The sequence below is a fragment of the Serratia sp. BIGb0234 genome (genome assembly GCF_024809915.1).
Lineage (GTDB): Bacteria > Pseudomonadota > Gammaproteobacteria > Enterobacterales > Enterobacteriaceae > Serratia > Serratia liquefaciens.
Window position 1 is genome coordinate 1306007 of sequence record NZ_JANUEI010000001.1, and the last position, 21282, is coordinate 1327288.

The following is a 21282-nucleotide window of genomic DNA, read 5'->3' on the forward strand; positions in this document are numbered from 1 at the left end:
TTAGCAAATAAACATAGCATTATAACGTTTCACTTAGTATGGGGTATTCCGCCGTCAACTGTACCGGTGGTGATTTATAATGCAGGCTAACTGCGGTCTGGTAGGGATCTCTGTCTCCCAAAGAGAATACAATATCATTATCATCAAATGCTTGGTTGTGGTTTTTATCGATGATCACATACAGTGCTTTATCAATTTTCAAAATGCCGACCTCAGAGAGTTGGCCTTGGCTTCTTCCTTCAGTTACATTATCCATTATTGCGCTAAACATGTTCTGCGCAGAATCAGATTGACTGGAGTCCAGGGAGTGGAAAAGTGTATTCAGGGCATTACTCCCAACAACGCTGCCATAAATGGCCATTTCTTTATAGCCCCCGGTACCAAATATCCACTGTTGATTTTCTTCGCCAACAAGTATTTTGTCTCGATTCTCCGGAGTCAAGCTGGTAACCAGGTTGTCGATGCTACTGTCGGTAAAACGATAAATATCTGCAGCATTATTAGCCGTGTCATCGATAATGGTTGTATTCCCCATCACCTGAAGGTTATCTCCCGAATTACCGCCAGAAACGAGCAACTGCTCGCCAGCTAATGCATCAATAACAGTCTGAAAAGGAGAATTATCATTGAGGGAAACTAATGTCTGATAAAATGACCCACCACCAGAACCTCCTTTTTCCATGTGCAAATTGATAATATAGTCTTGGTAGCGGTCTGCTGTCGGTGTCGTTCCAACGTAAGTCAATGAATCACTAAAGTCTGCTGCAATAGTCAGGTTTAAGGTATGAGTATCTATTGCTGCGCCATTTATATTGATATTTGTAATGCTATTGTCACCACCGGCAAGCCTCAGCGTGCCACTTTCGCCCTGTAACTCGATGTTCAGCGACCTATCATTAACCGTTCCCTGATAGTGAGTTGTCAGACTAAGGGTGCCTGCGTTGATGTGGTCGTTTTCATCCTCTCCCAGGCGTATGGTTAGAGCGATATCCGTAGCGATACTTTGTGTAATAGGGGCCATTTCGATATGCAGTGAACTGGCCTCGCCAGCGTCCTCCCGGTAGCGCAGAACATTGCTATTATCATTGCCATATCCGTAGCCCTTATGGAAATTAATAACATGAATATCGTTTACAGGACCTGAAACGGTCAGTCCATCCCAGCCATTTACTGTGCCGAGCTGCGTAGCCAGGCCGAAATCAAAGACTTTATTGTCCTGAGTTCCTGTTAATAATCCGTCGTGATAAATATTTGTTTTTCCGATGTAGTTGGTCAGGTCAAAGGCGGAAAAATAGTTGAAGTTACCACTATTTCCACGTACTTCCGTGGAGGTGGCCCCGTTTGGGTCTGTAGTGGTGTAAATGTCCTTGGTAAAAAAGTTTGCTGAAATTAGATAGTCACTGTAGATCGAGTAGAAATGGTCTGATTTTGCGTGGAAGGCTTTGCTTACCATGTTTCCAGTGGTGCTTGTAGCATTGCCGTTCCAAAATAGCTGGCTATTTCCCTGCGCGCCGAAAATAAGGTTTAATGTGGCGTTGGCAATGTCGGTGTCATCTTTTACAAATACCTTCTTATCAACAATAAAACTTGCCAGATCAATTTGACCTCCTGAATTCTCGATATTTTTATCGTCAAGAATGAGCGTTGGTGAAATCCATGCGGCGGAAATTGAACTTAGAAGTAGTTTATTGCTGGCATAATCCCCGCTGATGATGATTTTGTTTATCCCATTTAAATCTGAAAGGTCGAGTTTTTTTTGGAGATCGGTGTTGGCATTTATTGTGATTTCCTTTAGAGATGCTATCTCTGCAGCAGATAATGCATGTAATTTGTCTGAGTTAATTGTTCCCGTTAGGACACCACCGTTACTATCTAGCGTTAATATGGCTTTTTCTTTATAACCTAGCGCTTCACCAATGCTTGCGTTGAATTTTTTGATCAACGAAGGGCTCGGGCTCTGACCATTATCTAATGGGTATTTCCCATTGCGCAGAGAGTCAATAATAAGCAGCGTTGCTTTTAATGGGTCATTCCCGCTTTTAAGGAGAATGGCCTGGTAAACCTGTTCTGGAACAGAGCCGTTAAAGTTATAAAGATCATTATATATCTTTTTAAAATTACTGGCCTCGCTAAACTGAGGTGATTTGGCAAGTATCTTCAACAAGGCTAATTCAGAGTTACCGCTAGCCAAAAACTTACTATAAGTGTCAATAGTTGATGCTGATGCGTCACTTTTCGCGATGCTCAGGTATAACGCGGCGACAGTTTCTTTGTATTGGGCTGTTGGAAGCTGGCCGGCAGCATAGACATGGGTTGCACTAAGGAAGGCTTCTTTGGCTTGAGGGTGTGTCGTATCATTTCGAATATCTTCTATCATTCTGGTGACGACTTCGCCGCGGCTCTCGGTGTGAGCATCAAGACCAGCAAAATATTTGGCTAACTCCGCATCGTTGGGGGGCGTTTTAAAGGTCAGGTTGAATATTTTTTTAACGAAATCTTTGTCGCTTAAGCCCGCAGTTTTAGGTCTGGTTTCTATGAAGTGCTGAGCAATTCGGCTTAGCGTACTTTGGCCACTGTATAATGCCTGAGCCCAAAAATTGATGCCCTCAGCGACCATGCTCCCGCCAATCACATAGTAGATCGCTTGGATGTCGGCTGCGGCGGCGTAAACGTCGGGTCCTTGGTCGAAAGCGGGGTAAAGTGACGCGTTGATGGTATTTTCCAGCTGAGCGGCACCCTCTGTAAGCTCTGGATTACTCCCGTTATAATCCCGAAATTCGCGCACAAGATTTTGAACCATATAACCAGTTGAGTGGCCCTGACTCAGTTCATTTGACCAATGAGCTACCACGTTTTCAGGTGCAGGGGCGCCAGTTATATTTTGGTAAACATAACTGACCTTTTCCTCATTGTTGAGATTTTGATAGCGTGATTGACCATCCAATGCGGCAATGAACTTATTGACCAGGAAGGTTTGATCAACTTTTCCGTCAGATAAAATATTGGCATAAAAAGTCAACGTGGCGGAGTCTGCTTTTTTCCCCAGACAGGCATAATAAAGAGCGGCAACGTCTTTTTGATATTTAATTTTACTCATGGATCCCCCAGATTTGAGTTGTGAAGTGCATACGATAGATGGCTACGCGCCAAACTCTACTAGTGATAAAGTGAAATAAGTTGACCTATTATGGTTACCTATATAATTAATTATGCTATTAGCGTACTAAGCGTTTAACTTGATGATATGTTAATAACGAAAAACCAAGCCGATTCATTCAAAGTTGAAATTAAACTTAGTTGCAATAGAGAGTTAGTTCAAGTCGATACAATGCAAGTATTCCCTACCTGACTGATAACAATGTGTTCTATGGGTTTTGAGGTTGATTTTTTAGGAAAAGTACCATGATTGTTGCTACGGATTATATGCGCGTTCACATTAAATATTTGCATTGTTAACAACCTAACTTGTTATTTTTAAAGTTTTTATTGTACTTTATGATTTTAAAATTTGACGTTTGGAGTATGATGTGTCTAGAGAACGATCGCGCATAGCTGTAGCGTTTGTTTCGTTTAATTTTCCATGGTCAGGCTTTGGTAAGGTTGTAACCTAATTAAAATGAAAAACATTCTTTCTATACAGTCTCATGTGGTGTTTGGCCACGCGGGCAACAGTGCGGCAGAATTTCCGATGCGCCGCATGGGTGTTAACGTCTGGTCGTTGAACACCGTCCAGTTCTCCAATCACACCCAGTACGGCAAGTGGACCGGTTGCGTGATGCCGGCCAGCCACCTGACGGAAATTGCCCAGGGTATTGCGGATATCGATCAACTCAAGCATTGCGATGCCGTGCTGAGCGGTTATATCGGTTCGCCGGAGCAGGGTAGCCATATTCTTGAGATCGTGCGTCAGGTCAAACAGGCCAATCCGCACGCCTGGTATTTTTGCGATCCGGTCATGGGTCACCCTGAAAAAGGCTGCATCGTGGCACCGGGCGTGGCGGAGTTTCATTGTCAGCAGGCATTGCCGTGCAGCGACATGATTGCGCCAAACCTGCTGGAGCTGGAGTTGTTGAGTCAGCGCACCGTCGCGAATGTTGATCAAGCGGTAAGCGCTGCGCGTGAGCTAATTGCCAAGGGGCCGAAAGTGGTGCTGGTCAAGCACCTGAGCCGCGCCGGCTACCATCCGGACTGTTTCGAAATGCTGTTGGTCACGGCGGATGAAGCCTGGCACATCAGCCGTCCGCTGGTGGATTTTGGCAGTCGCCAACCGGTAGGCGTGGGCGATCTGACCAGCGGCCTGTTGCTGGTTAATCTGCTTAAGGGCGAGGCGCTTGATAAGGCGCTGGAGCACGTGACGGCGGCGGTTTATGAAGTGATGCTGACAACTCAGGCAATGGGACAGTACGAACTACAGGTGGTGGCGGCTCAGGATCGTATCGTCCAGCCAGACTGTGATTTTAAAGCGGTAAAGCTGTAATTAAGTTGACGCTGTGCCCCGGCGGATTATCGCGCCGGGGCCAGGAAATTATTTCAATCCTTCCGCGTTCAAGGTGGCATCTACTGCCGGCCGTGCGGCCACGCGATCAAAATAGGCCGATAAGTTGGCGTGCTTTTTGAGATCAAACTGCATGGCGATAGCCCAGCGCAGAACGGTAAACAAATAGGCATCTGCCACGCTAAACCGGTTCCCCAGCAAGAAATGCTGCTTCGCCAGCACCGAATCCAGATAGCTGAACTGCTTCTCCAGTTTTTCCCGCGTGAAGGCTTTGTATTCTTCAGGCGTTTTCGGGTTAAACAGCGGGCTGAAACCCTTGTGCAGTTCGGTGGCAATATAGTTAAGCCACTCAATCGCATGGTAGCGCGACAGCGTGCCCGCTGCGGGGATCAGACCGCGATCCGGCACGCGATCGGCCAGGTATTGCACAATCGCGACGCCTTCGGTCAGCAGACTGCCGTCATCCAACAGCAGCGCAGGCACTTGTCCTTTCGGGTTGATGGTCAGATAGTCGGCACCGCTTTCCGTTTTCTTCAGCGCCAGATCGACCTTTTCCGCCGTGAAATCCAGGCCCGCCTCACGCAGTACAATGTGTGGAGACAGAGAACAGGCACCGGCTTTATAGAACAGTTTCATCGAAAGCTCCTTGATAATGATGAGTGACAGGCATGCTTAACTTCTGATCCTAGCTCTATAACGCCAAAATTACAGCGGGTTAAACGACAAATTTAACTTATCAACGCGGCTTCGGGCTGTAACTGCGCCAGGGTGACGGCAATTTGCTGTTGCAATGCCTGCGGCGCGATTTGCATGGGCGAACGCAGCTCGTTACGGATCAGACCCTGCTGCGCCAATGCAGCTTTGACCGGGGCTGGGTTCGGGAAGCTGAACATTTGCTGGATCATCGGCAGCAGGTCATAGAAGTTAGCGCGGGCGGCAACCAAATCGCCGTCGGCGACCTGTTGTACCAATTGCACAAAACGCTGCGGCTGAATATGCGCGGAAGCAGAAATCGCCCCGGTGCCGCCCAGGCACAGCGTCGTCAGGATCAGGTTATCTTCCCCGGTCAGTACGTCGATTTCACCGTCGTTAATCAGCGCCATGGTGGTGTCCGGATTACCGCCGCAGTCCTTGATGGCTTTCACCTGCGGATGACGTGCAATCTGGCGCAGGGTTGCCAGCTCCATCACCACGCCGGTGCGTTGCGGAATGTTGTACAGGATCACCGGCACGCTTGAGGCGTCGGCCAACTGGGTGAAATAGTCCACCAGACCGCATTGCGACGGGCGAATGTAGTAGGGCGCGGGGATCAGCACGCCGGCGACGTCGCGCAGCTGGATCGCCTGTTGCATTTGCAATGTGTCGATCAGGTTATTGCCGGCCAGCCCCATCACCACCTGATGGGCTGGCGTCACGGCCAGCACGGCATCGAGCACCGCCAGCTGTTCTTCCTTGCTTAACGCGGCAGCCTCACCGGTAGTACCGCAAACCACCAACCCATCGACGCCAGAGGCGATCAGGTGTTGGGCCAGCCGTTGGGTGGCGGGCAGGTCAACGGCGTTGTGATTAAATGGGGTCACCAGCGCAACCCAGATACCGGAAAATGAGGCCATAGTAATTTCCTTCAATGCGAACAATAAGATGCCAGATGAGATAACAAGAGGGGAAACGAGTCGTACACCGCCCAGTCAGCTCATCTGACGGGACAGCGCGCCCCGATCAAATGAGCGTCTGTTTCTTCGAGTAAACTGCCACCAAACCTTCAAGCGGCAATGCCGATATTTGCGCAGCGTCATTGTGGTTGAGGTGAGTCATGGCGGTCTCTTGAAAAGGGGTAATGCGTTGATAATGAATATTCTGCATGATGCTGTCAATTTGCAACAGGTTGATAACACGGTTATTCATGATTAAACCGCGCTGATGAGTTTGGCTAATAAGCCGGGAAAAGGAAAACCCCGCCTTGGCGGGGCGAAATTGATTAGCGGGGACGGCGTGCGCCGTTGATCGAAGCCGACCAACTGAACGTTTCCCCGGTGGGTTGAACGCGATTGGCTTTGCGTTCGGCCCGGGTGGCTTTTTCAATTTTCTCGCGGGCGGCAGTGATGCGAGCCACCACCTCATCCTTGATCTTGTTATTCTCGCCATTGGTCAAGGCGCGCCCGAGGCTTTTACGTGCCTTGTCCAACTCGGTTTTTACTTCACGTTGCTCGCTTTCCGTCATGTCTTTCAGCGTCAGTTTTTTCATTTTTGCAGCCTGGTCAGTGAAGTTGGCATCCAGTGTACAGCAATTAGCGGTGTGAAGATGCTGCTGCCGTAACGGAAATGCCAGTTTGCAGGGCGCTGGCGCGTTACATCTCTTCCAGCAGTTCGCTGAGGAAACGCCGCATGCGTTCGGTACGTTCCAGCGCCATTTTCTTGCCGGTGGCGGTTTGGAAACCTTCCTGCAGTTTGAATAACTTGGTTTCGAAGTGATCCAGGGAAAAACGCTTGTCGTCATATTGGCGCTGTTCCGCCAGCGGATCGGCGGCATCGTACAGCGCGCTGCGCATGCGTCCACCAATATAGAAACACCGCGCTACGCCAATCATGCCGATAGCGTCCAGACGGTCTGCGTCCTGAATGATTTTTGCCTCCAGGCTCTCCGGGGTAATGGCTGCGGAGAAGCTGTGGGCCTCGATGGCATGGGCGGTTTCGGCAATGTCCTGCGGCTCCCAGCCCAGCTGTTTGAGCATCAGGGCGCCTTTCTCTGCCGCCATGCGCGAAGCCAGATGGCGCTGTGGCGAGTTTTTTTCCACTGCCACACAGTCATGCAATAGCACGGCCGCACACAGGATGCGACGGTTGCCGCCTTCTTGTTGGCTGATTTTGCGGGTGTTTTTCCACACGCGATGCAGATGTGCCACGTCATGAGAGCCATCATCGGAATCGAGCGTCAGCGGCAACAACGCCTGAGCCAGTTCCTGATGGGGGGCGAAAGGCTGCAGCAAGGCTTGCGCCAGAGGTGAAGAATGCACGTGTTTTGTTCCTTGTGGTCGGAAAACCTCAATCATAACCCCCCTTTGATGCGGCGGTGATGACAGCGCAATGTTCTAATTGTTTACTACAATGCAACAGACTATTGCCGCAATCGCGGTTTTTATACCGGAATAAGCAACTTACAATGACGCCATTCCGGTCATCTCCGCTTGGTGTAAACCTGTGTCTGCGGGGTATGGCCGGAATATCCTGCAGACGCCACCGGAGAAAGATCATGCCTACGAATCTTGAAATTGTACGCGCCACCTATGAGGGCGGCAGTGCCGAAGAGAATGGCCGCAACCTGCTGGCAGCGCTGGCGCCAGATGCCGAGTGGACCGAAGCGGCGGGGTTTCCTTATGCCGGCACCTATATCGGCCCGCAGGCGATATTCAAAAATGTTCACCAGCGTTTGGGGACGGAATGGCAGGGCTATCGCGCCGATGTCGACCACTTCTATGATGCCGGCGAAACCGTGATTGCGCAGGGGTTCTACCATGGCACCTACGCGGCCACCGGAAAGTCCTTCACCGCATCCTTTGCGCATATTTACCAGCTGCGCGCGGGAAAAATCGTTAAGTTCGTGCAAATCGTCGACAGCGCAAAAGTGCTGGAAGCAATGCAGGACTAAAGGCCGCTGTGCTTGCCAAATTTGCGATCGTACTCCCGCCGATAACCGCGCGCTTTGTTGCGATCGCGGATCCACAAATATCCGCACACCAGCGCAACGGCGCCTGAAAAGGTAATGTTGCGCATATCCCGGTCATAAAAAAATACCAGTATGGCGTCCAGCGCCGCGATAAAGGCAATCCACTTATACATGTGGGATTGCCGACGCGTGGCGGCGTTGAGGCGCTTTAATTGTCTGGCTTCGTGCATAACCGGCTTTTGCTGCATTAACGTCTCGGCGGTAATAAAGTTCCTAGCTGTAAATTAGCAGAATAGTCCCAATGGCGGCAAAGGGTAACGCACGCGATGCCTACGGGCACCTTACGTTCACAGCGCCAGAACGGCTTCGATCTCAACGCTGACCTGTGGCGAGAACAAGGCGCTGACCGCGACCAGTGAGCAGGCCGGAAGTGCGCCGTCGCAATAGTCAAACAGCACCGGCCGGATGGCCGGTAAATCGCCGATATCGGTTAGAAACACGGTTATTTTAATCAGCGCTTTGAGATTCGTACCCTCTGTGGCGGCGATGGTTGCCAGTTGCTCCAGAACCGCCTGTGTCTGTTGCTGGGTCGTTTGCCCCTGAGCCTCAGTGGCAAATGCCGTCAGGCCGGAAACATACAGCGTATCCCCGTGGCGTACGGCATGGACATAAGGCCCCCCTGGCGTAGGCAGATGCGGATAATTAATGCGCTTTAATGATGTCATGGTAAAAACCCCGAGAGATTAATTAAAAAAGTAAACAAACTTGGTTAGGATAGTGCGATGAACATCGGAAGTACGCTGAGATGTATTGATTTTTAATAATATCACTACCATTCATTTATAACTGTGAAGGACGTTTCAGGGTAATGAATTCGGCCTTAATTCCTTACATGCAACGCTGGCAGCTACAGCCCGACGGCCAGGCGTTTGAAACTCACAGCAGCCTGCTGATGCCCGTTCGCTATCGGGGGGCCGCCGCCATGTTGAAAATAGCCCGCGAACAGGAAGAAAAGTTCGGCGGTTTATTGATGTGCTGGTGGCAGGGCGAAGGTGCTGCGCGGGTGCTGGCCTGGCATGAGGATGGGATCTTGCTGGAGCGTGCGCAAGGCAGCCGCTCGTTGCCGCAAATGGTGCGCGATGGCGACGATCGTCAGGCGACGGAAATTCTTTGCCAGGTTGTTGCCCGCCTGCATGCACCACGTGCCGAACCCTTACCGGAACTCATTCCTTTGCACCAATGGTTTAACTCACTGTGGCCGGCGGCGCAGGCACACGGTGGCATGCTGCGCCTCAGCGCCAGGGTGGCCGCAGAATTGCTGACCAGCCCGCGTGAACAGACCGTGTTGCACGGAGATATACATCATGACAACGTGCTGGATTTCGGTGAGCGTGGCTGGCTGGTGATCGACCCTAAACGCCTTTATGGCGAACGCGCCTTCGACTACGCCAACATCTTCTGCAACCCCAACTACGGTATTGCTACTGACCCAGACATTTTTCAGCGGCGAGTCGTGCAGATCTGTCAACTGGCCGGGCTGGAGCGCCAGCGTCTGCTGCAGTGGATCCTTGCCTGGGCAGGGCTGTCCGCCGCCTGGTTCATGGAGGACGGCGAAGCGGCGGATATCGATTTCCGTGTCGCCGAGCAGGCGGCGCTCGCACTGGGCCTGTCGTTACCGGAAGGGGATTCAGGGTTCATCCTGCCAATAATCGAGCGACGCTGAAGGGCGCTGTAAATAGCGTACCGTTTCACCATTTTGGTCCACGGCCATCGCCTGAAATTTGCCTGAGTCAGGATATTCCACCAGTTCGGGCTGCTCGCGGGTGCTGACAGACAGATATTTCAGCGGCGCATCCGACGTGTTGATGATCTGATGCGGGTATTCCGGGCCCGGCGGAATGAAAATAACGTCCCCGCTTTTGATCGGCAGCCGCTCCCCGGCAACCCGTAAGGTGCCGATCCCCTCCAGCACGATGAACATCTCCTCCTGCGCATAGTGGAAGTGATAAGGGCATGAACGCATGCCCGGGGCTACCACGTCGATAGAAGCACCCAGTTTTTTGGCTGCGGTACCGGTGCCCAAACGGGCGCCGATGCTGTCATACAGCGGTGGACGGCTGTCGTGTGATTTCTCGACCTGGTCGAAATTACGGATCAGACGCTGGGCTAACAGCGTGGAATGCTCATTCATAAACATCCTCGTGACAATGTCACTTAGTGATTGACGATGGCAGTAGAAAAACCGTCGATGGTTCCCCATCAGTTAAGCAGAAGATCGCTAAAGGGGGAACATTGACGGAGGGACTAAAGCACCTTTCAACCTGCGGACTTAATTCTCGCTGCGGTTCGCGCGGTGTGGCAGTGAAAGGATGATATGAGCGATAGCCCCCCCAATAATCCCCCAAAATGCCGAGCCGACGCCGAGCAGCGTCACGCCGGACGCGGTGATCAGGAAAGCGATCAGCGCGGCATCACGTTGCTTTTCATCTTGCAATGCGCGTTGCAGACTCCCGGCAATGGTGCCCAGCAGCGCCAGCCCGGCAATGGTGTGGATCAAGGCGGCGGGCAATGCGCTGAACAACATGCCGATAACGCCGCCGAAGGCACCGGCCAGCAGGTAAAATACCCCGGCGGCAGCGGCGGCCATATAGCGGCGCTGCGGATTCGGATGCACGTCAGGCCCCATGCAGATCGCGGCGGTAATAGCGGCGATACAAACCGAAAACCCGCCGAACGGCGCCAGCAACAGTGCGGTCAGCGCCGTCCAGCTAATCAACGGCGAGGTGGGGACGCTGTAGCCGGCGGCCTTGAGGGTGGCGATGCCGGGGGCATTTTGTGACGCCATAGTGACGACGAAGAAAGGCACGCCAATCCCTAACAGCGTAGACGCACTAAAGTGTGGCGCAATAAACTCCGGCATGGCGAACGCCAACGGTTGCTGCGCAAGATGGATGTTACCCTGCAGCGCCGCAATCGCCAGGCCGGTCAACAATGTCAGGACGATCGCGTAGCGGGCCAGATAACGGCGAGTTATCAAGTACACCAGCCCCATCCCGGCACTGAGTACGAAATTCACCTGTAGCGAAGCGAAGGCATCCAGGCCAAAGCGCAGCAGGATCCCCGCCAGCATCGCCGCCGAAATTGCCTGAGGGATGTAATCCATCAACCGGGCAAACAGCCCGGTCACGCCGCACAGCAGGATCAGCCCGGAGGCAAAGATGAAAACGCCAATCGCTTCGTTGAGTGGGGTTCCTGGCAGACTGGTGACCAGCAGCGCGGCGCCGGGCGTCGACCATGCGGTCAGGATCGGCGTGCGGTAATACAGGGACAGTCCCAGGGAGGTGATGCCCATCCCCAGCCCCAACATGGTCAGCCAGCCGCCAATCTGCATTGGTGTCGCACCGGCGGCCGCGGCCGCCTGAAAGATAATGGCGGCAGAACTGGTGTAACCGACCAATACCGCAACGAACCCGGCCATCACGGCGGGCAGGGACAGATGACGCAAAGAGAGGGCTGGGCGCATGGCTGACTCCGGCAACGGTCGTGCGTTATAACGCACAGTGAAGCGGCAGCATAGCACCGTGCGTTATAGCGCACAAGTGGCTATAATCAGCCGAAAAGCAAGGGAGAAAAACATGCAGGAATTGTCCGGTCATCTGGCACAAACGCTTCGTTCTTTGCGCGTGCAGCGCGGTTGGAGCCTGAATCAGGCGGCGGAAAATACCGGCGTCAGCAAGGCCATGCTGGGGCAGATCGAACGCGGAGAATCCAGCCCAACGGTGGCAACGCTGTGGAAAATTGCTACCGGGTTTAACGTGGCGTTCTCTGCGTTTCTCGAGATCTCACCGCTGCAACAGCAGGCCACGCTGCACCGCTATGGCGATGCGCCAGTGTTTAATCAATACAACGCCGATATGCGTGTCGTCCCGTTGTTTCCCTTTGATCGCCAACTGGGGTTCGACATGTTTGTCATCGATCTGGCTCCAGGGGCGCTCAGCGAGTCTTCTGCACATGAGCCGGGGGTGATCGAGCATGTGATTGTCATCAGCGGCGAGCTGGAGCTGGCCGTCGACGGGCAGTGGTATCACCTGAGCAGCGGCGAGGCGATGCGCTTTCAGGCCGATCGGCCACATGCTTACCGCAATGCCAGCCAACAGACGGTACGCATTCACGATCTGATCCATTACCCTAAATTTTGATTCAACGGCGTGGGCGCAGGCTTTGACTCTGCGCCGCCAAACGCCTACCTTGTTGAAAATGAGTCTTATTAACTTTCAAAGGGAGATTGAACTTGCCAGTCACCAACCGACGCCAGTTTATTAAACTCAGCGCACAAACCGCAGGAGCCGTATTCGCGATGACTTCATTACCCAACAGTATCCGCCTGGCGATGGCGGCAGAAGGGGGCACCAGCGCCGCCGACCAATTCTTGTGGCTGGAAGAGCTGCAGGGCAAAGCCGCACAGGCATGGATCAAGCAGGAAAACCAACGCACCACCGCGCGTTTTGCCCAGGGCGAAGGTTTTCGTCAGGTGGAAAAGCAGGTGCTGGCCATTCTGAATAAAGAGAGCCAAATTCCGTGGGTCACCAAGCGGGGTGAGTACTATTACAACTTTTGGCAGGACCAAGCCAATCCACGCGGCCTGTGGCGACGGACCACCTTGCAGGAATATCGCAAGGATCAACCGAACTGGGAAACGGTGCTGGATATTGGCGCGTTGGGCAAGGCCGAAGGCAAAGATTGGGTGTTCCATGGCTCGCAGTCGCTGGCTCCCGAATACCGCTATTGCCTGCTGGAGCTGTCGCCGGACGGCGGTGACGCCACCGAAATCCGTGAATTCGATCTGGTGACCAAGCAGTTTGTTAAAGACGGCTTTGTGCTGCCGGTGGCGAAAAGTCAGGCCTCGTGGATTGATAAGGATACGCTGTTTGTCGCCACGGATTTTGGCGCGGGATCCATGACTCAATCAGGTTATGCGCGCATTGCCAAACGCTGGCGGCGCGGCACGCCGTTGAGCGCGGCTCAAACGCTGTATGAAGCGCAACCGCAGGATATGGTGGTGTATGCCTATCATGACCATACGCCAGGCTTTGAGCGAAACTACGTGGGCCGCAGCCTGGATTTCTATCGTCGCGAAACCTATCTGCTGACCGCACAAGATCAGAAAATCAAAATTGATATTCCCGCCGACGCCGAGTTCAGCACCCACCGCGAGTGGCTATTGGTTAAGCCGAGCAGCGACTGGCAGGTGGGGGAGACGCGCTATCCTTCTGGTGCATTATTGGCGACCCATTTTGACGATTTTCTGGCTGGCAAGCGTGAATTTACGGTGTTATTCACCCCGACCGCGCAGGTGGCGTTAAGTGGCTACAGCGCCACGCGCGATCACCTGATCCTCAGCATCATGGACAACGTGGTAAACCGGTTGGAAGTGCTGACGCCGCAAGAGAATGGCTGGCAGCGCAAGCCGCTGGGCAAACCGGGGGCAATCAGCACTCTGTCCGCCGGCGGCATTGATGAAGAGACCAACGATTACTTCCTGACTCTCAGCGGCTTCCTGCAGCCGACCTCTTTGTACATGGGCAATCTGGACGGCGGGGAGCCGGAACTGCTTAAGCAAGGGCCGCAGGATTTTGACGCCAGTGGTTATCAGGTCAGCCAGCATTTTGCTACCTCAAAAGACGGGACGCGGGTGCCGTATTTCCAAATATCGGCCAAGGACATCAAGCTGGACGGCAGCAACCCTACGCTGCTGTACGGTTATGGCGGGTTTGAGGTGTCGCTCACGCCGGGTTACATGGGAGCCAAGGCGCCGGCCTGGCTGGAGCGTGGCGGGGTGTACGTCGTGGCCAATATTCGCGGCGGTGGTGAGTATGGTCCAGCCTGGCACCAGGCGGCGCTTAAGCAAAACCGTCATCGTGCCTATGAGGACTTTGCCGCAGTGGCGGAGGATCTGATTGCGCGAAAAGTGACATTGTCACAACATCTGGGAGCCCGCGGCGGCAGCAACGGTGGCTTACTGGTAGGCAACATGCTGACGCTGTACCCGCAGCTGTTCGGTTGCATCGTCTGTGAAGTGCCGTTGCTGGATATGCAACGTTATACCCAGCTTTCCGCCGGGGCTTCATGGATTGCCGAATACGGCGACCCGAGCAAAGCGGAAGAGTGGGCGTACATCAAGACTTTCTCGCCGTATCACAACATCAAAGCCGATGTACCTTATCCGCCGGTGCTGTTTTACACCGCCACCAGTGATGACCGGGTCAACCCGTCGCACGCGCGTAAAATGGCGGCGCGGATGCAGCAGATGGGCTACCAGCAGGCCTATTTCTATGAGAATACCGAGGGTGGGCACAGTGCGGCGGCAGACAAACAACAGGCCGCGTTCCACGGTGCGTTGGTCAGCGAGTTCATGTGGACTAACCTGAGCGCTAAACCGAAGGTCTGAATCTCGCAGGACGAGAGATAAAAAAGCCGGGGCAAATGATTGCCCCGGCTTTTTATTGCGATGAAAACCTCGACGGCGATCAGTTGGCCGCAGCGGCCGCCTGTGCTTTCTTGTTGGTATCTTCAGCGGTGTCCAGCGTCATGCGGTACAGCTTCGGCGCGGTCAGCATCATCAGGATGGCGATCACGGCAGTAGCGATACCGATTTGCATAAACACGTGGCTGTAGATAGCCAGCGAAGCGTGCGCGTCGTTAACGTTGCTAGGCACGGCGGTCAGACCGGCGACCTTACCGGCAATCAGCGCGGCAGCGGCGGTGGTCAGGAACCAGGAACCCATGATAAAGCCCATCAGGCGTTGTGGTACCAGTTGCGCCACCATAGCCAGGCCCAGACCGGAGATCATCAGCTCGCCGATACTCTGCAGCGCGTAGCTCAGGATCAGCCAGTTAACCGAAACGATACCCTGTTCGTTGGCAAAGCTGGCACCCCACGGCAGCACCAGGAAGGCACCGGAACACAGGATCATACCGAAAGCGAACTTGTGCGGCATCGGCAGACGGTCACCCATCTTGTTATACAGCGCCGCCAGAATAGGGCTGGCCAGCATGATCCAGAACGGGTTCAGCGCCTGATATTGCTCGGGTTCGAAACCAATACCGAGGATGCTGTGTTCCACGTTGTGGATAGCGAAGAAGTTCAGCGAGGTTGGCATCTGGCTGTAGAGCACAAAGAAGACGACCGCTTCCAGCATCAACAGGAAGGCGACGATCATCTTGCGGCGCGCGGCACCGTGCAGCGCAAAGGTTTCTTTGGCGAACACAATCACGATACCGATGGAGATAATCGCCAGTGCCCAGCGGGCAATCACCTGGTTGTGCAGCAACCAGCTGGAAATGGCTACCAGAGCGACTACGCCCACCAGGACCATCAGCAGCTTTTTCACCTGCAGAGGTTTGAAGTCAGGCTTGGAACCGTGCTGTTTAACCCACTTGTGGCACACCATAAAGTTGACCAGGGTGATCAGCATGCCCACCACGCTCAGTGAGAACGCGACGCTCCAACCGTATTTCGCCGCCAGCCACGGTGTGGCCAACATGGAAAGGAAAGAACCGATATTGACGGACATATAGTACATGGTGAATGCACCGTCCAAACGCGGATCGTCTTTCTCATAGCAGGTTGACAGCAGGGAGGATGGGTTAGCCTTGAACAGGCCGCTACCCACGGCGATGGTCGCCATACCCAGGTACACCCAGAAGATTTCATGGCCGGAGTAGGCCACCATGGCGTAGCCGACGGCCAGCACCAGCGCGCCCAGCACGATCACGCGCTTGGAGCCCAGCACTTTATCTCCGAGCCAGCCACCGATGGCGACAAAGCCGTACACCAGTGCGCTGAAGGAAGAGAACAGGGTAATCGAGTCGGCTTCGCTCAGGCCAAGCATTTTGACCAGATAAACCGCCATGATGCCTTGCAGGCCGTAATAGCCAAAACGTTCCCACAGCTCGATAGAGAAGATCAGGTAAAACGCCTTGGGTTGTTTGAAGGCGTTAAGACTCACGCTTTCAGGTTGTTCGCTGTTGTTGTTTGCTGTTGACACTGGTACCTCTGATTTTTCACTGCCCCGTCCCAGAGAGACGAGAAATTGCAAAAGGTGATGCAGGACTGCATCCTTCTGCGTTGTTATAGGATGGGATGACGGCGGTTAATGTTCACTATCTTTGTCAACGAGGCAAGGCGTTTGTCATATCCTGTTACATATAACGCTCGCGGAGTGAAACAACCATGTTGCAAATGTTATGCAGCATTAACGTTCGTCTTTATTTGCTTTGCCGAGTTTTTGTTTTGATTAAAAGCTATACGGAATTTAAAAAGTGATATATTCTGCTGAATGGAGTTTTATTAGTCCATATCAATAGGTGGGGTGATTAATCCATTGGATTGTTGTGCATATGACGCATTTTGTAAAATTATAGAAATTTAAGAAAACGGGACTGGCGCTTGTGACGGTAATGTGATCTTTAAAACGTGAGGTTTACCGCAATTTTTAACTAATTTTTCGCTTGAAAATAAGCGGGAATTGGGTTTTCTACTGAAATCCGCGAGAACACCAAGGTTACTGCTGCTTGATATCACATTTCCGATAAAAAATAGCTCAATGGGATATGAGGAAGAGACGGGCGCGCGTTGCGCCCGGTGGCAGCGATCAGGCGTCGGGATAAACCTTCTCGTTAAACTCGCAAAGATCTTCAATGATGCAGGAACCGCAGCGCGGTTTACGCGCGATGCAGGTATAACGGCCGTGCAGGATAAACCAGTGGTGGCAATCGACCTTGAACTCGGCCGGCACCACCTTGAGCAGCTTCTCTTCAACCAGATCGACATTTTTGCCCGGAGCGAAACGGGTGCGATTGCAAACGCGGAAGATGTGGGTATCTACGGCAATGGTCGGCCAGCCAAAGGCGGTATTGAGCACCACGTTGGCGGTCTTGCGACCAACGCCGGGCAGGGCCTCCAGCGCGGCACGATCTTCCGGTACCTCGCCGCCGTGCAGTTCTAACAGCATGCGACAGGTTTTGATCACGTTTTCGGCTTTGCTGTTAAACAGACCGATAGTCTTGATGTAGTCTTTGACGCCGTCGACGCCCAGAGCCAGCAGGGCGGCCGGGGTGTTGGCCACCGGATAAAGCTTGGCGGTGGCCTTATTGACGCTGACGTCGGTCGCCTGTGCGGAGAGCAGTACGGAGATCAGCAGTTCAAACGGCGTGCTGTACACCAGTTCCGTGGTCGGCTGCGGGTTGTTGTCGCGCAGCCGGGTAAGAATTTCCAGCCGTTTTTGCTTATTCATCAGGCTTTCTCTGTCTGTCCTTGTCCCAGCGTCGGTTCAGCCAGCAAGGCTTTGGCCGTACGCGCTTTCATCCGTTCATCAATCAGGTATTTCAATGCCAACAGCAGGCCCAGGCCGATAAAGGCCCCCGGTGGCAGCATGGCCAGCAGGAACGGGCTGTCAAAGTGAACCACTTCGATGCGCAATACTTTGGCCCAGCTGCCAAGCAGCATATCGGCGCCGTCGAACAGGGTGCCGTTGCCCAGCAACTCACGCATCGCGCCAAGCGTCACCATTACGCCGGTAGCGCCCAGGCCGATTGCCAGGCCGTCCAGCGCCGACAAACCGATGGGTTTTTTAGAGGCTACCGCTTCGGCGCGGCCCACCACGATACAGTTGGTGACGATCAGGGGAATAAAGATCCCCAGCGATTGATACAGGCCAAAGGCATAGGCATTGATCAACATTTGCACGATGCTGACCGCCGCCGCGATGATCATGACGTAAATGGGAATACGCACTTCATTCGGCACCCAGCGGCGCACCGCGGAAATGGAGCCGTTGGTCAGCGTCAATACCAAGGTGGTCGCCAGCCCAAGCCCGAGGGCGTTGGTCACGGTGGACGTCACTGCCAGCAGCGGGCACATCCCCAGCAGCTGTACCAGTGCGGAGTTGTTCTTCCACAACCCCTGGACAATCAGATCTTTGGCTTCACTCATTCGCTGGCTCCACACACAGGTAAGCTATCAAGTTTAGGCGGCAGCGTTTCCATATACAATGCCGTGCGCCGAACGGCGTTGACCACCGCACGCGGTGTGATGGTGGCGCCGGTGAATTGATCGAACATACCGCCGTCTTTCTTCACCGCCCAGCGTTTATCGTCCGGGCCTTCAATTTTCTTGCCGCTGAAGAACGAAATCCAGTTCGAGATACGCAGCTCAATTTTATCGCCCAATCCAGGCGTTTCATGGTGTTCGACCACGCGGGTACCCAGCACGGTGCCGCTGAAATCAGCGCCGACCAGCAGCTGAATGGCGCCGGAATAGCCGTCCGGTGCGGTGGTTTCTACCGCGGCTGCCGTAGGTTGACCGTTTTTACGCGCCAGATACAGGCGGTGAGGGGCACCGTTGCCTAGCGCCGGATCGCTTACCAGGAAGCACTCGGTCTGCATGTCGTTGTCGTAGTGTTCCGGGGGCACCACTTGGTCAAGCAGGGCTTTTTGCTGCAATGCCGCCTGGTGGGCGATGGTTTTTTGCGTCAGGCTATGCACCACCGCGGTCAGACCGGTAGTCACTGCGGCAAACACCGCCAGCGTGGTGCCATGCTTTCTCATTGAATTCAGCATCATGGCTCCTTAGCGATGGCCGTACACGCGAGGCTGCGTGTAGTGGTCGATGAGCGGTACGGTAATGTTGGCCAGCAGAACGGCGAAGGCAACGCCGTCGGGGTAGCCGCCATAAACACGGATAAGCCACACCAGCACGCCAATCAATGCGCCATAAATCAGGCGGCCTTTTGGCGTGGTGGAAGCGCTGACCGGGTCGGTAGCAATAAAGAACGCCCCCAACATGCTGGCCCCGGAGAACAGGTGGATCAGCGGCGATGCCTGCTGCAGCGGGTCAAGCCACCAGGCCAGCCCGGAGCACACGGCGATAGCTGCCAGCATGCTGAACGGGATCTGCCAGTGGATCAGGCGGCGAGCCAGCATAAACAGTCCGCCGGCCAGGAAACCGAGGTTGACCCATTGCCAACCGATACCGGCCAGAGCGCCACCAAACAGCGGCTGTTGCAACACTTGTTCGACGCTATGGCCACTGCGCAACCCGGTTTTGAAACCGTCCAGCGGGGTGGCCTGGCTGATACCGTCAATCCCCATCTGCAATTCGTGAATGGTGGCGCCCTGCGCGGTATGGCCGCTGAAGATCGCCAGCAGGGTATCCTGGAATGAAAGCGCGGTGGCTCGCAGTTCATCCGGCGGCAGCCAACTGGTCATTTGTACCGGGAAGGCGATCAGCAGCACCACATAGCCGACCATCGCCGGGTTGAACGGGTTTTGCCCGAGGCCGCCGTACAGCTGCTTGGCGATGACGATGGCAAAGAAAGTGCCGATGACAATCATCCACCAGGGGGCCAGTGGCGGCAGGCTGATGCCCAACAGCAAGGCGGTCAGCAGGGCAGAATTATCTGCCAGACGCGTGCGAACCGGCAGCTTGCGCAAGGCGAGGATAGCGCCTTCCGCCAGCAGGGCGACCAGCATCGCCAGGGCGGTTTGAATCAGAGTACCGTAGCCAAAGAAGCACACCTGCGCCGCGACACCGGGAATACAAGCCAGCATGACCCACAGCATAATACGGCTGGTGCTTTGCTGGTTATGGGTGAAAGGAGAACTGGCGATGTGCAAGCCTTTGGCGGCTGTTTGTTGTACCGGCCTGAACTTCATAGAATAACTACACCTATCTTTGCCGTGCATCGGCAGGTTCAACGCGCCTCTCAGAGGAGCCGCAGGAAAAATTATAGCGCTGCATTCTACCTGAATCACTGCGAGGGTAATACGTCTTAATTGTGCGGGTATTCGGCTTTTAGCACGGGGTGTACGCGAGGGGGAAATTTCTAATGGCGCGATTAGATTTTTTTTGCCGAGAAAAGCGGGGTAGTTTGGTCAGTCAAAACAAAAATCGTCGGCATCACTGGCCGACAACAGGCGATAACCACTGGATTTGCAGGGTATTTTAGGGCCTTTTTTTCGCACAAAATAACAACTTTTGCATAATCTATGTGGGTTATTATCCCGTGTATTATTAAGTTAGTGAATGTACATTAATGACAAATGAAGATGTATTTTTTATTGAAGAACTGATTGAGTGGGTTGAGATACATCTGGAAAAACGGCCTAATCTGGACGAAGTCGCGCGTATTTCCGGCTATTCCAAGTGGCATCTGCAACGCAAGTTTAAACGCATCACCGGCATTCAGCTCGCCACCTATATCCGTTCACGTATTCTGACGCGTGCAGCGGTGGCGTTACGTATCACCCACCGTTCTATCATCGATATTTCAGACGAACTGGGCTTTGATTCCCAACAAACCTTTACCCGCATGTTCAAACAGCGTTTCGACACCACGCCCAATCGTTATCGTTCGATGGACACCTGGGATGTGAAAAACTTGATGCCGCGTTTTAGTTTCGATGCCAATTTCGCGGCCGATTATTACCCAGAAGTGAAACGCCTGACGTTGCCGGATATGCAGCTGGTGGGTTTTTCGCGCCAGTTGGATTTTGCCTCGGAAGCGGAGATCGAACATTCGTCTTGTATGGCGATGAAGGACGAAATCTTCACCGATTTCTTCCGTGGGCTGAGTGTGGATTGTCATCGGGTTTACAGCATTCATTCCGTGCGAAATCGAGATGATGACGCGTATTCGGCTACCCACATCATGGCAGTGGATCCTGAGAACAAACAGGATATTTTGTCGGGCTACCAGATCGACACTATCCCGATCGCCGGGCGTGAATATATTTCTATTAACCATCTGGGCTCGGCGAAAGAGTGTTCGCAGTTCTTTGCCTATCTGATCACCCACGTGATGCCGGGGCTGCGTAATGAAGTGAAAGGGAGCGTGGAGATGGAAATAATTCAAACCAAGGAGCGGAATCAGGATTCGAAGATGCGCCAGATTGACGTTGATTATACCTATCTGATCTCTATTGATTAGGGCGTGACCCCAAGGGCTGGGGCCATTGGAACGCGCCCTGTATTACGAACCACCTGTTTGGTCCACCAACCCTCACATCTCACGCCTTGCTGCGTGCTCAAGTGGTCGCCAGCGGCGCTCACGCATTATCGAGT

The 21282-nt window shown here is 53.5% G+C and carries 21 protein-coding genes; 6 read left to right on the forward strand and 15 right to left on the reverse strand.

Features of this window, described 5'->3' with window-relative positions; genetic code table 11:
- Positions 1-19: 19 nt before the first annotated feature.
- Positions 20-3097 carry a hypothetical protein gene (locus M2407_RS06485; protein ID WP_259217172.1) on the reverse strand — a complete coding sequence of 1026 codons (3078 nt, stop codon included), beginning with the start codon at positions 3095-3097 and terminating at the stop codon, positions 20-22.
- 519 nt (positions 3098-3616) lie between these two features.
- Here M2407_RS06485 and pdxY point away from each other — a divergent pair.
- Positions 3617-4477 (forward strand): pyridoxal kinase PdxY, encoded by an 861-nt coding sequence (pdxY, locus tag M2407_RS06490; protein ID WP_046373686.1) that lies wholly within the window; start codon positions 3617-3619, stop codon positions 4475-4477.
- Between the two features lie 48 nt (positions 4478-4525).
- Here the strand turns inward: pdxY and gstA are convergent, their stop codons facing one another.
- The 5 genes from gstA to M2407_RS06515 form a co-directional block, all read right to left on the reverse strand.
- Positions 4526-5131 carry a glutathione transferase GstA gene (gstA, locus tag M2407_RS06495; RefSeq protein ID WP_129940478.1) on the reverse strand — a complete coding sequence of 202 codons (606 nt, stop codon included), beginning with the start codon at positions 5129-5131 and terminating at the stop codon, positions 4526-4528.
- A gap of 92 nt (positions 5132-5223) precedes the next feature.
- Positions 5224-6108, reverse strand: coding sequence for a 4-hydroxy-tetrahydrodipicolinate synthase (dapA, locus tag M2407_RS06500; protein WP_259217179.1), 885 nt, complete (start codon positions 6106-6108; stop codon positions 5224-5226).
- 106 nt (positions 6109-6214) lie between these two features.
- Positions 6215-6400, reverse strand: coding sequence for a hypothetical protein (locus M2407_RS06505; RefSeq protein ID WP_116690574.1), 186 nt, complete (start codon positions 6398-6400; stop codon positions 6215-6217).
- Between the two features lie 73 nt (positions 6401-6473).
- On the reverse strand, positions 6474-6740 hold the full coding sequence (locus M2407_RS06510; protein ID WP_020826699.1) for a DUF3811 domain-containing protein: 267 nt from the start codon (positions 6738-6740) through the stop codon (positions 6474-6476).
- A gap of 103 nt (positions 6741-6843) precedes the next feature.
- Positions 6844-7509, reverse strand: coding sequence for an HD domain-containing protein (locus tag M2407_RS06515; protein ID WP_128865410.1), 666 nt, complete (start codon positions 7507-7509; stop codon positions 6844-6846).
- A gap of 236 nt (positions 7510-7745) precedes the next feature.
- On the opposite strand from M2407_RS06515, the gene M2407_RS06520 reads away from it, so the two are divergent.
- On the forward strand, positions 7746-8141 hold the full coding sequence (locus M2407_RS06520) for a nuclear transport factor 2 family protein (RefSeq protein ID WP_046373681.1): 396 nt from the start codon (positions 7746-7748) through the stop codon (positions 8139-8141).
- Here M2407_RS06520 and M2407_RS06525 read toward each other — a convergent pair.
- Both M2407_RS06525 and M2407_RS06530 read right to left on the reverse strand, forming a co-directional pair.
- Positions 8138-8407 (reverse strand): hypothetical protein, encoded by a 270-nt coding sequence (locus tag M2407_RS06525; protein WP_044550680.1) that lies wholly within the window; start codon positions 8405-8407, stop codon positions 8138-8140. The genes M2407_RS06520 and M2407_RS06525 overlap by 4 nt on opposite strands.
- A 99-nt stretch (positions 8408-8506) precedes the next feature.
- Entirely contained in the window at positions 8507-8884 is a 378-nt protein-coding gene (locus M2407_RS06530) for a RidA family protein (RefSeq protein WP_046373680.1), read from the reverse strand.
- 143 nt (positions 8885-9027) lie between these two features.
- Between M2407_RS06530 and M2407_RS06535 the strand changes: the two genes are divergently transcribed.
- Entirely contained in the window at positions 9028-9882 is an 855-nt protein-coding gene (locus tag M2407_RS06535) for an aminoglycoside phosphotransferase family protein (RefSeq protein ID WP_115058930.1), read from the forward strand.
- Here M2407_RS06535 and M2407_RS06540 read toward each other — a convergent pair.
- On the reverse strand, positions 9847-10350 hold the full coding sequence (locus M2407_RS06540; protein ID WP_259217190.1) for a cupin domain-containing protein: 504 nt from the start codon (positions 10348-10350) through the stop codon (positions 9847-9849). The two genes, M2407_RS06535 and M2407_RS06540, sit on opposite strands and share 36 nt — an antisense overlap.
- A gap of 138 nt (positions 10351-10488) precedes the next feature.
- The gene (locus M2407_RS06545; protein WP_122079156.1) at positions 10489-11682 is read right to left on the reverse strand and encodes a benzoate/H(+) symporter BenE family transporter; all 1194 of its coding nucleotides are present in this window, start codon (positions 11680-11682) and stop codon (positions 10489-10491) included.
- Between the two features lie 112 nt (positions 11683-11794).
- Here M2407_RS06545 and M2407_RS06550 point away from each other — a divergent pair, with 112 nt between their 5' ends.
- Together M2407_RS06550 and M2407_RS06555 are read left to right on the forward strand one after the other, a co-directional pair.
- The gene (locus M2407_RS06550; protein ID WP_020826707.1) at positions 11795-12358 is read left to right on the forward strand and encodes a helix-turn-helix domain-containing protein; all 564 of its coding nucleotides are present in this window, start codon (positions 11795-11797) and stop codon (positions 12356-12358) included.
- Positions 12359-12516: 158 nt separating this feature from the next.
- A complete protein-coding gene (locus tag M2407_RS06555) occupies positions 12517-14607 on the forward strand; it encodes a prolyl oligopeptidase family protein (RefSeq protein ID WP_259217195.1) in 2091 nt (696 codons plus the stop codon).
- A 79-nt stretch (positions 14608-14686) separates the two neighbouring features.
- Here the strand turns inward: M2407_RS06555 and dtpA are convergent, their stop codons facing one another.
- From dtpA to rsxD, 5 genes are all read right to left on the reverse strand, one after another.
- Entirely contained in the window at positions 14687-16207 is a 1521-nt protein-coding gene (dtpA, locus tag M2407_RS06560) for a dipeptide/tripeptide permease DtpA (protein WP_046373676.1), read from the reverse strand.
- Positions 16208-16813: 606 nt separating this feature from the next.
- Positions 16814-17455, reverse strand: a complete 642-nt coding sequence (nth, locus tag M2407_RS06565; RefSeq protein ID WP_020826710.1) for an endonuclease III — start codon at positions 17453-17455, stop codon at positions 16814-16816.
- A complete protein-coding gene (locus M2407_RS06570) occupies positions 17455-18153 on the reverse strand; it encodes an electron transport complex subunit E (RefSeq protein WP_020826711.1) in 699 nt (232 codons plus the stop codon). The genes nth and M2407_RS06570 overlap by 1 nt, the downstream gene beginning before the upstream one ends.
- The gene (gene rsxG / locus M2407_RS06575; protein WP_020826712.1) at positions 18150-18779 is read right to left on the reverse strand and encodes an electron transport complex subunit RsxG; all 630 of its coding nucleotides are present in this window, start codon (positions 18777-18779) and stop codon (positions 18150-18152) included. The genes M2407_RS06570 and rsxG overlap by 4 nt, the downstream gene beginning before the upstream one ends.
- Before the next feature lie 9 nt (positions 18780-18788).
- Positions 18789-19874 (reverse strand): electron transport complex subunit RsxD, encoded by a 1086-nt coding sequence (gene rsxD / locus M2407_RS06580; RefSeq protein ID WP_259217203.1) that lies wholly within the window; start codon positions 19872-19874, stop codon positions 18789-18791.
- Between the two features lie 380 nt (positions 19875-20254).
- Here rsxD and M2407_RS06585 point away from each other — a divergent pair, with 380 nt between their 5' ends.
- A complete protein-coding gene (locus tag M2407_RS06585) occupies positions 20255-21148 on the forward strand; it encodes a helix-turn-helix domain-containing protein (protein WP_020826714.1) in 894 nt (297 codons plus the stop codon).
- The last annotated feature ends 134 nt before the right edge of the window (positions 21149-21282 follow it).

Coding starts and splice junctions, on each gene's coding strand:
- M2407_RS06485 (WP_259217172.1), bottom strand. CDS start 3,097: ATGAGTAAAATTAAATATCAAAAAGACGTTGCCGCTCTTTATTATGCC.
- pdxY (WP_046373686.1), top strand. CDS start 3,617: ATGAAAAACATTCTTTCTATACAGTCTCATGTGGTGTTTGGCCACGCG.
- gstA (WP_129940478.1), bottom strand. CDS start 5,131: ATGAAACTGTTCTATAAAGCCGGTGCCTGTTCTCTGTCTCCACACATT.
- dapA (WP_259217179.1), bottom strand. CDS start 6,108: ATGGCCTCATTTTCCGGTATCTGGGTTGCGCTGGTGACCCCATTTAAT.
- M2407_RS06505 (WP_116690574.1), bottom strand. CDS start 6,400: ATGAATAACCGTGTTATCAACCTGTTGCAAATTGACAGCATCATGCAG.
- M2407_RS06510 (WP_020826699.1), bottom strand. CDS start 6,740: ATGAAAAAACTGACGCTGAAAGACATGACGGAAAGCGAGCAACGTGAA.
- M2407_RS06520 (WP_046373681.1), top strand. CDS start 7,746: ATGCCTACGAATCTTGAAATTGTACGCGCCACCTATGAGGGCGGCAGT.
- M2407_RS06525 (WP_044550680.1), bottom strand. CDS start 8,407: ATGCAGCAAAAGCCGGTTATGCACGAAGCCAGACAATTAAAGCGCCTC.
- M2407_RS06530 (WP_046373680.1), bottom strand. CDS start 8,884: ATGACATCATTAAAGCGCATTAATTATCCGCATCTGCCTACGCCAGGG.
- M2407_RS06535 (WP_115058930.1), top strand. CDS start 9,028: ATGAATTCGGCCTTAATTCCTTACATGCAACGCTGGCAGCTACAGCCC.
- M2407_RS06540 (WP_259217190.1), bottom strand. CDS start 10,350: ATGAATGAGCATTCCACGCTGTTAGCCCAGCGTCTGATCCGTAATTTC.
- M2407_RS06545 (WP_122079156.1), bottom strand. CDS start 11,682: ATGCGCCCAGCCCTCTCTTTGCGTCATCTGTCCCTGCCCGCCGTGATG.
- M2407_RS06550 (WP_020826707.1), top strand. CDS start 11,795: ATGCAGGAATTGTCCGGTCATCTGGCACAAACGCTTCGTTCTTTGCGC.
- M2407_RS06555 (WP_259217195.1), top strand. CDS start 12,517: ATGACTTCATTACCCAACAGTATCCGCCTGGCGATGGCGGCAGAAGGG.
- nth (WP_020826710.1), bottom strand. CDS start 17,455: ATGAATAAGCAAAAACGGCTGGAAATTCTTACCCGGCTGCGCGACAAC.
- M2407_RS06570 (WP_020826711.1), bottom strand. CDS start 18,153: ATGAGTGAAGCCAAAGATCTGATTGTCCAGGGGTTGTGGAAGAACAAC.
- rsxG (WP_020826712.1), bottom strand. CDS start 18,779: ATGCTGAATTCAATGAGAAAGCATGGCACCACGCTGGCGGTGTTTGCC.
- rsxD (WP_259217203.1), bottom strand. CDS start 19,874: ATGAAGTTCAGGCCGGTACAACAAACAGCCGCCAAAGGCTTGCACATC.
- M2407_RS06585 (WP_020826714.1), top strand. CDS start 20,255: ATGACAAATGAAGATGTATTTTTTATTGAAGAACTGATTGAGTGGGTT.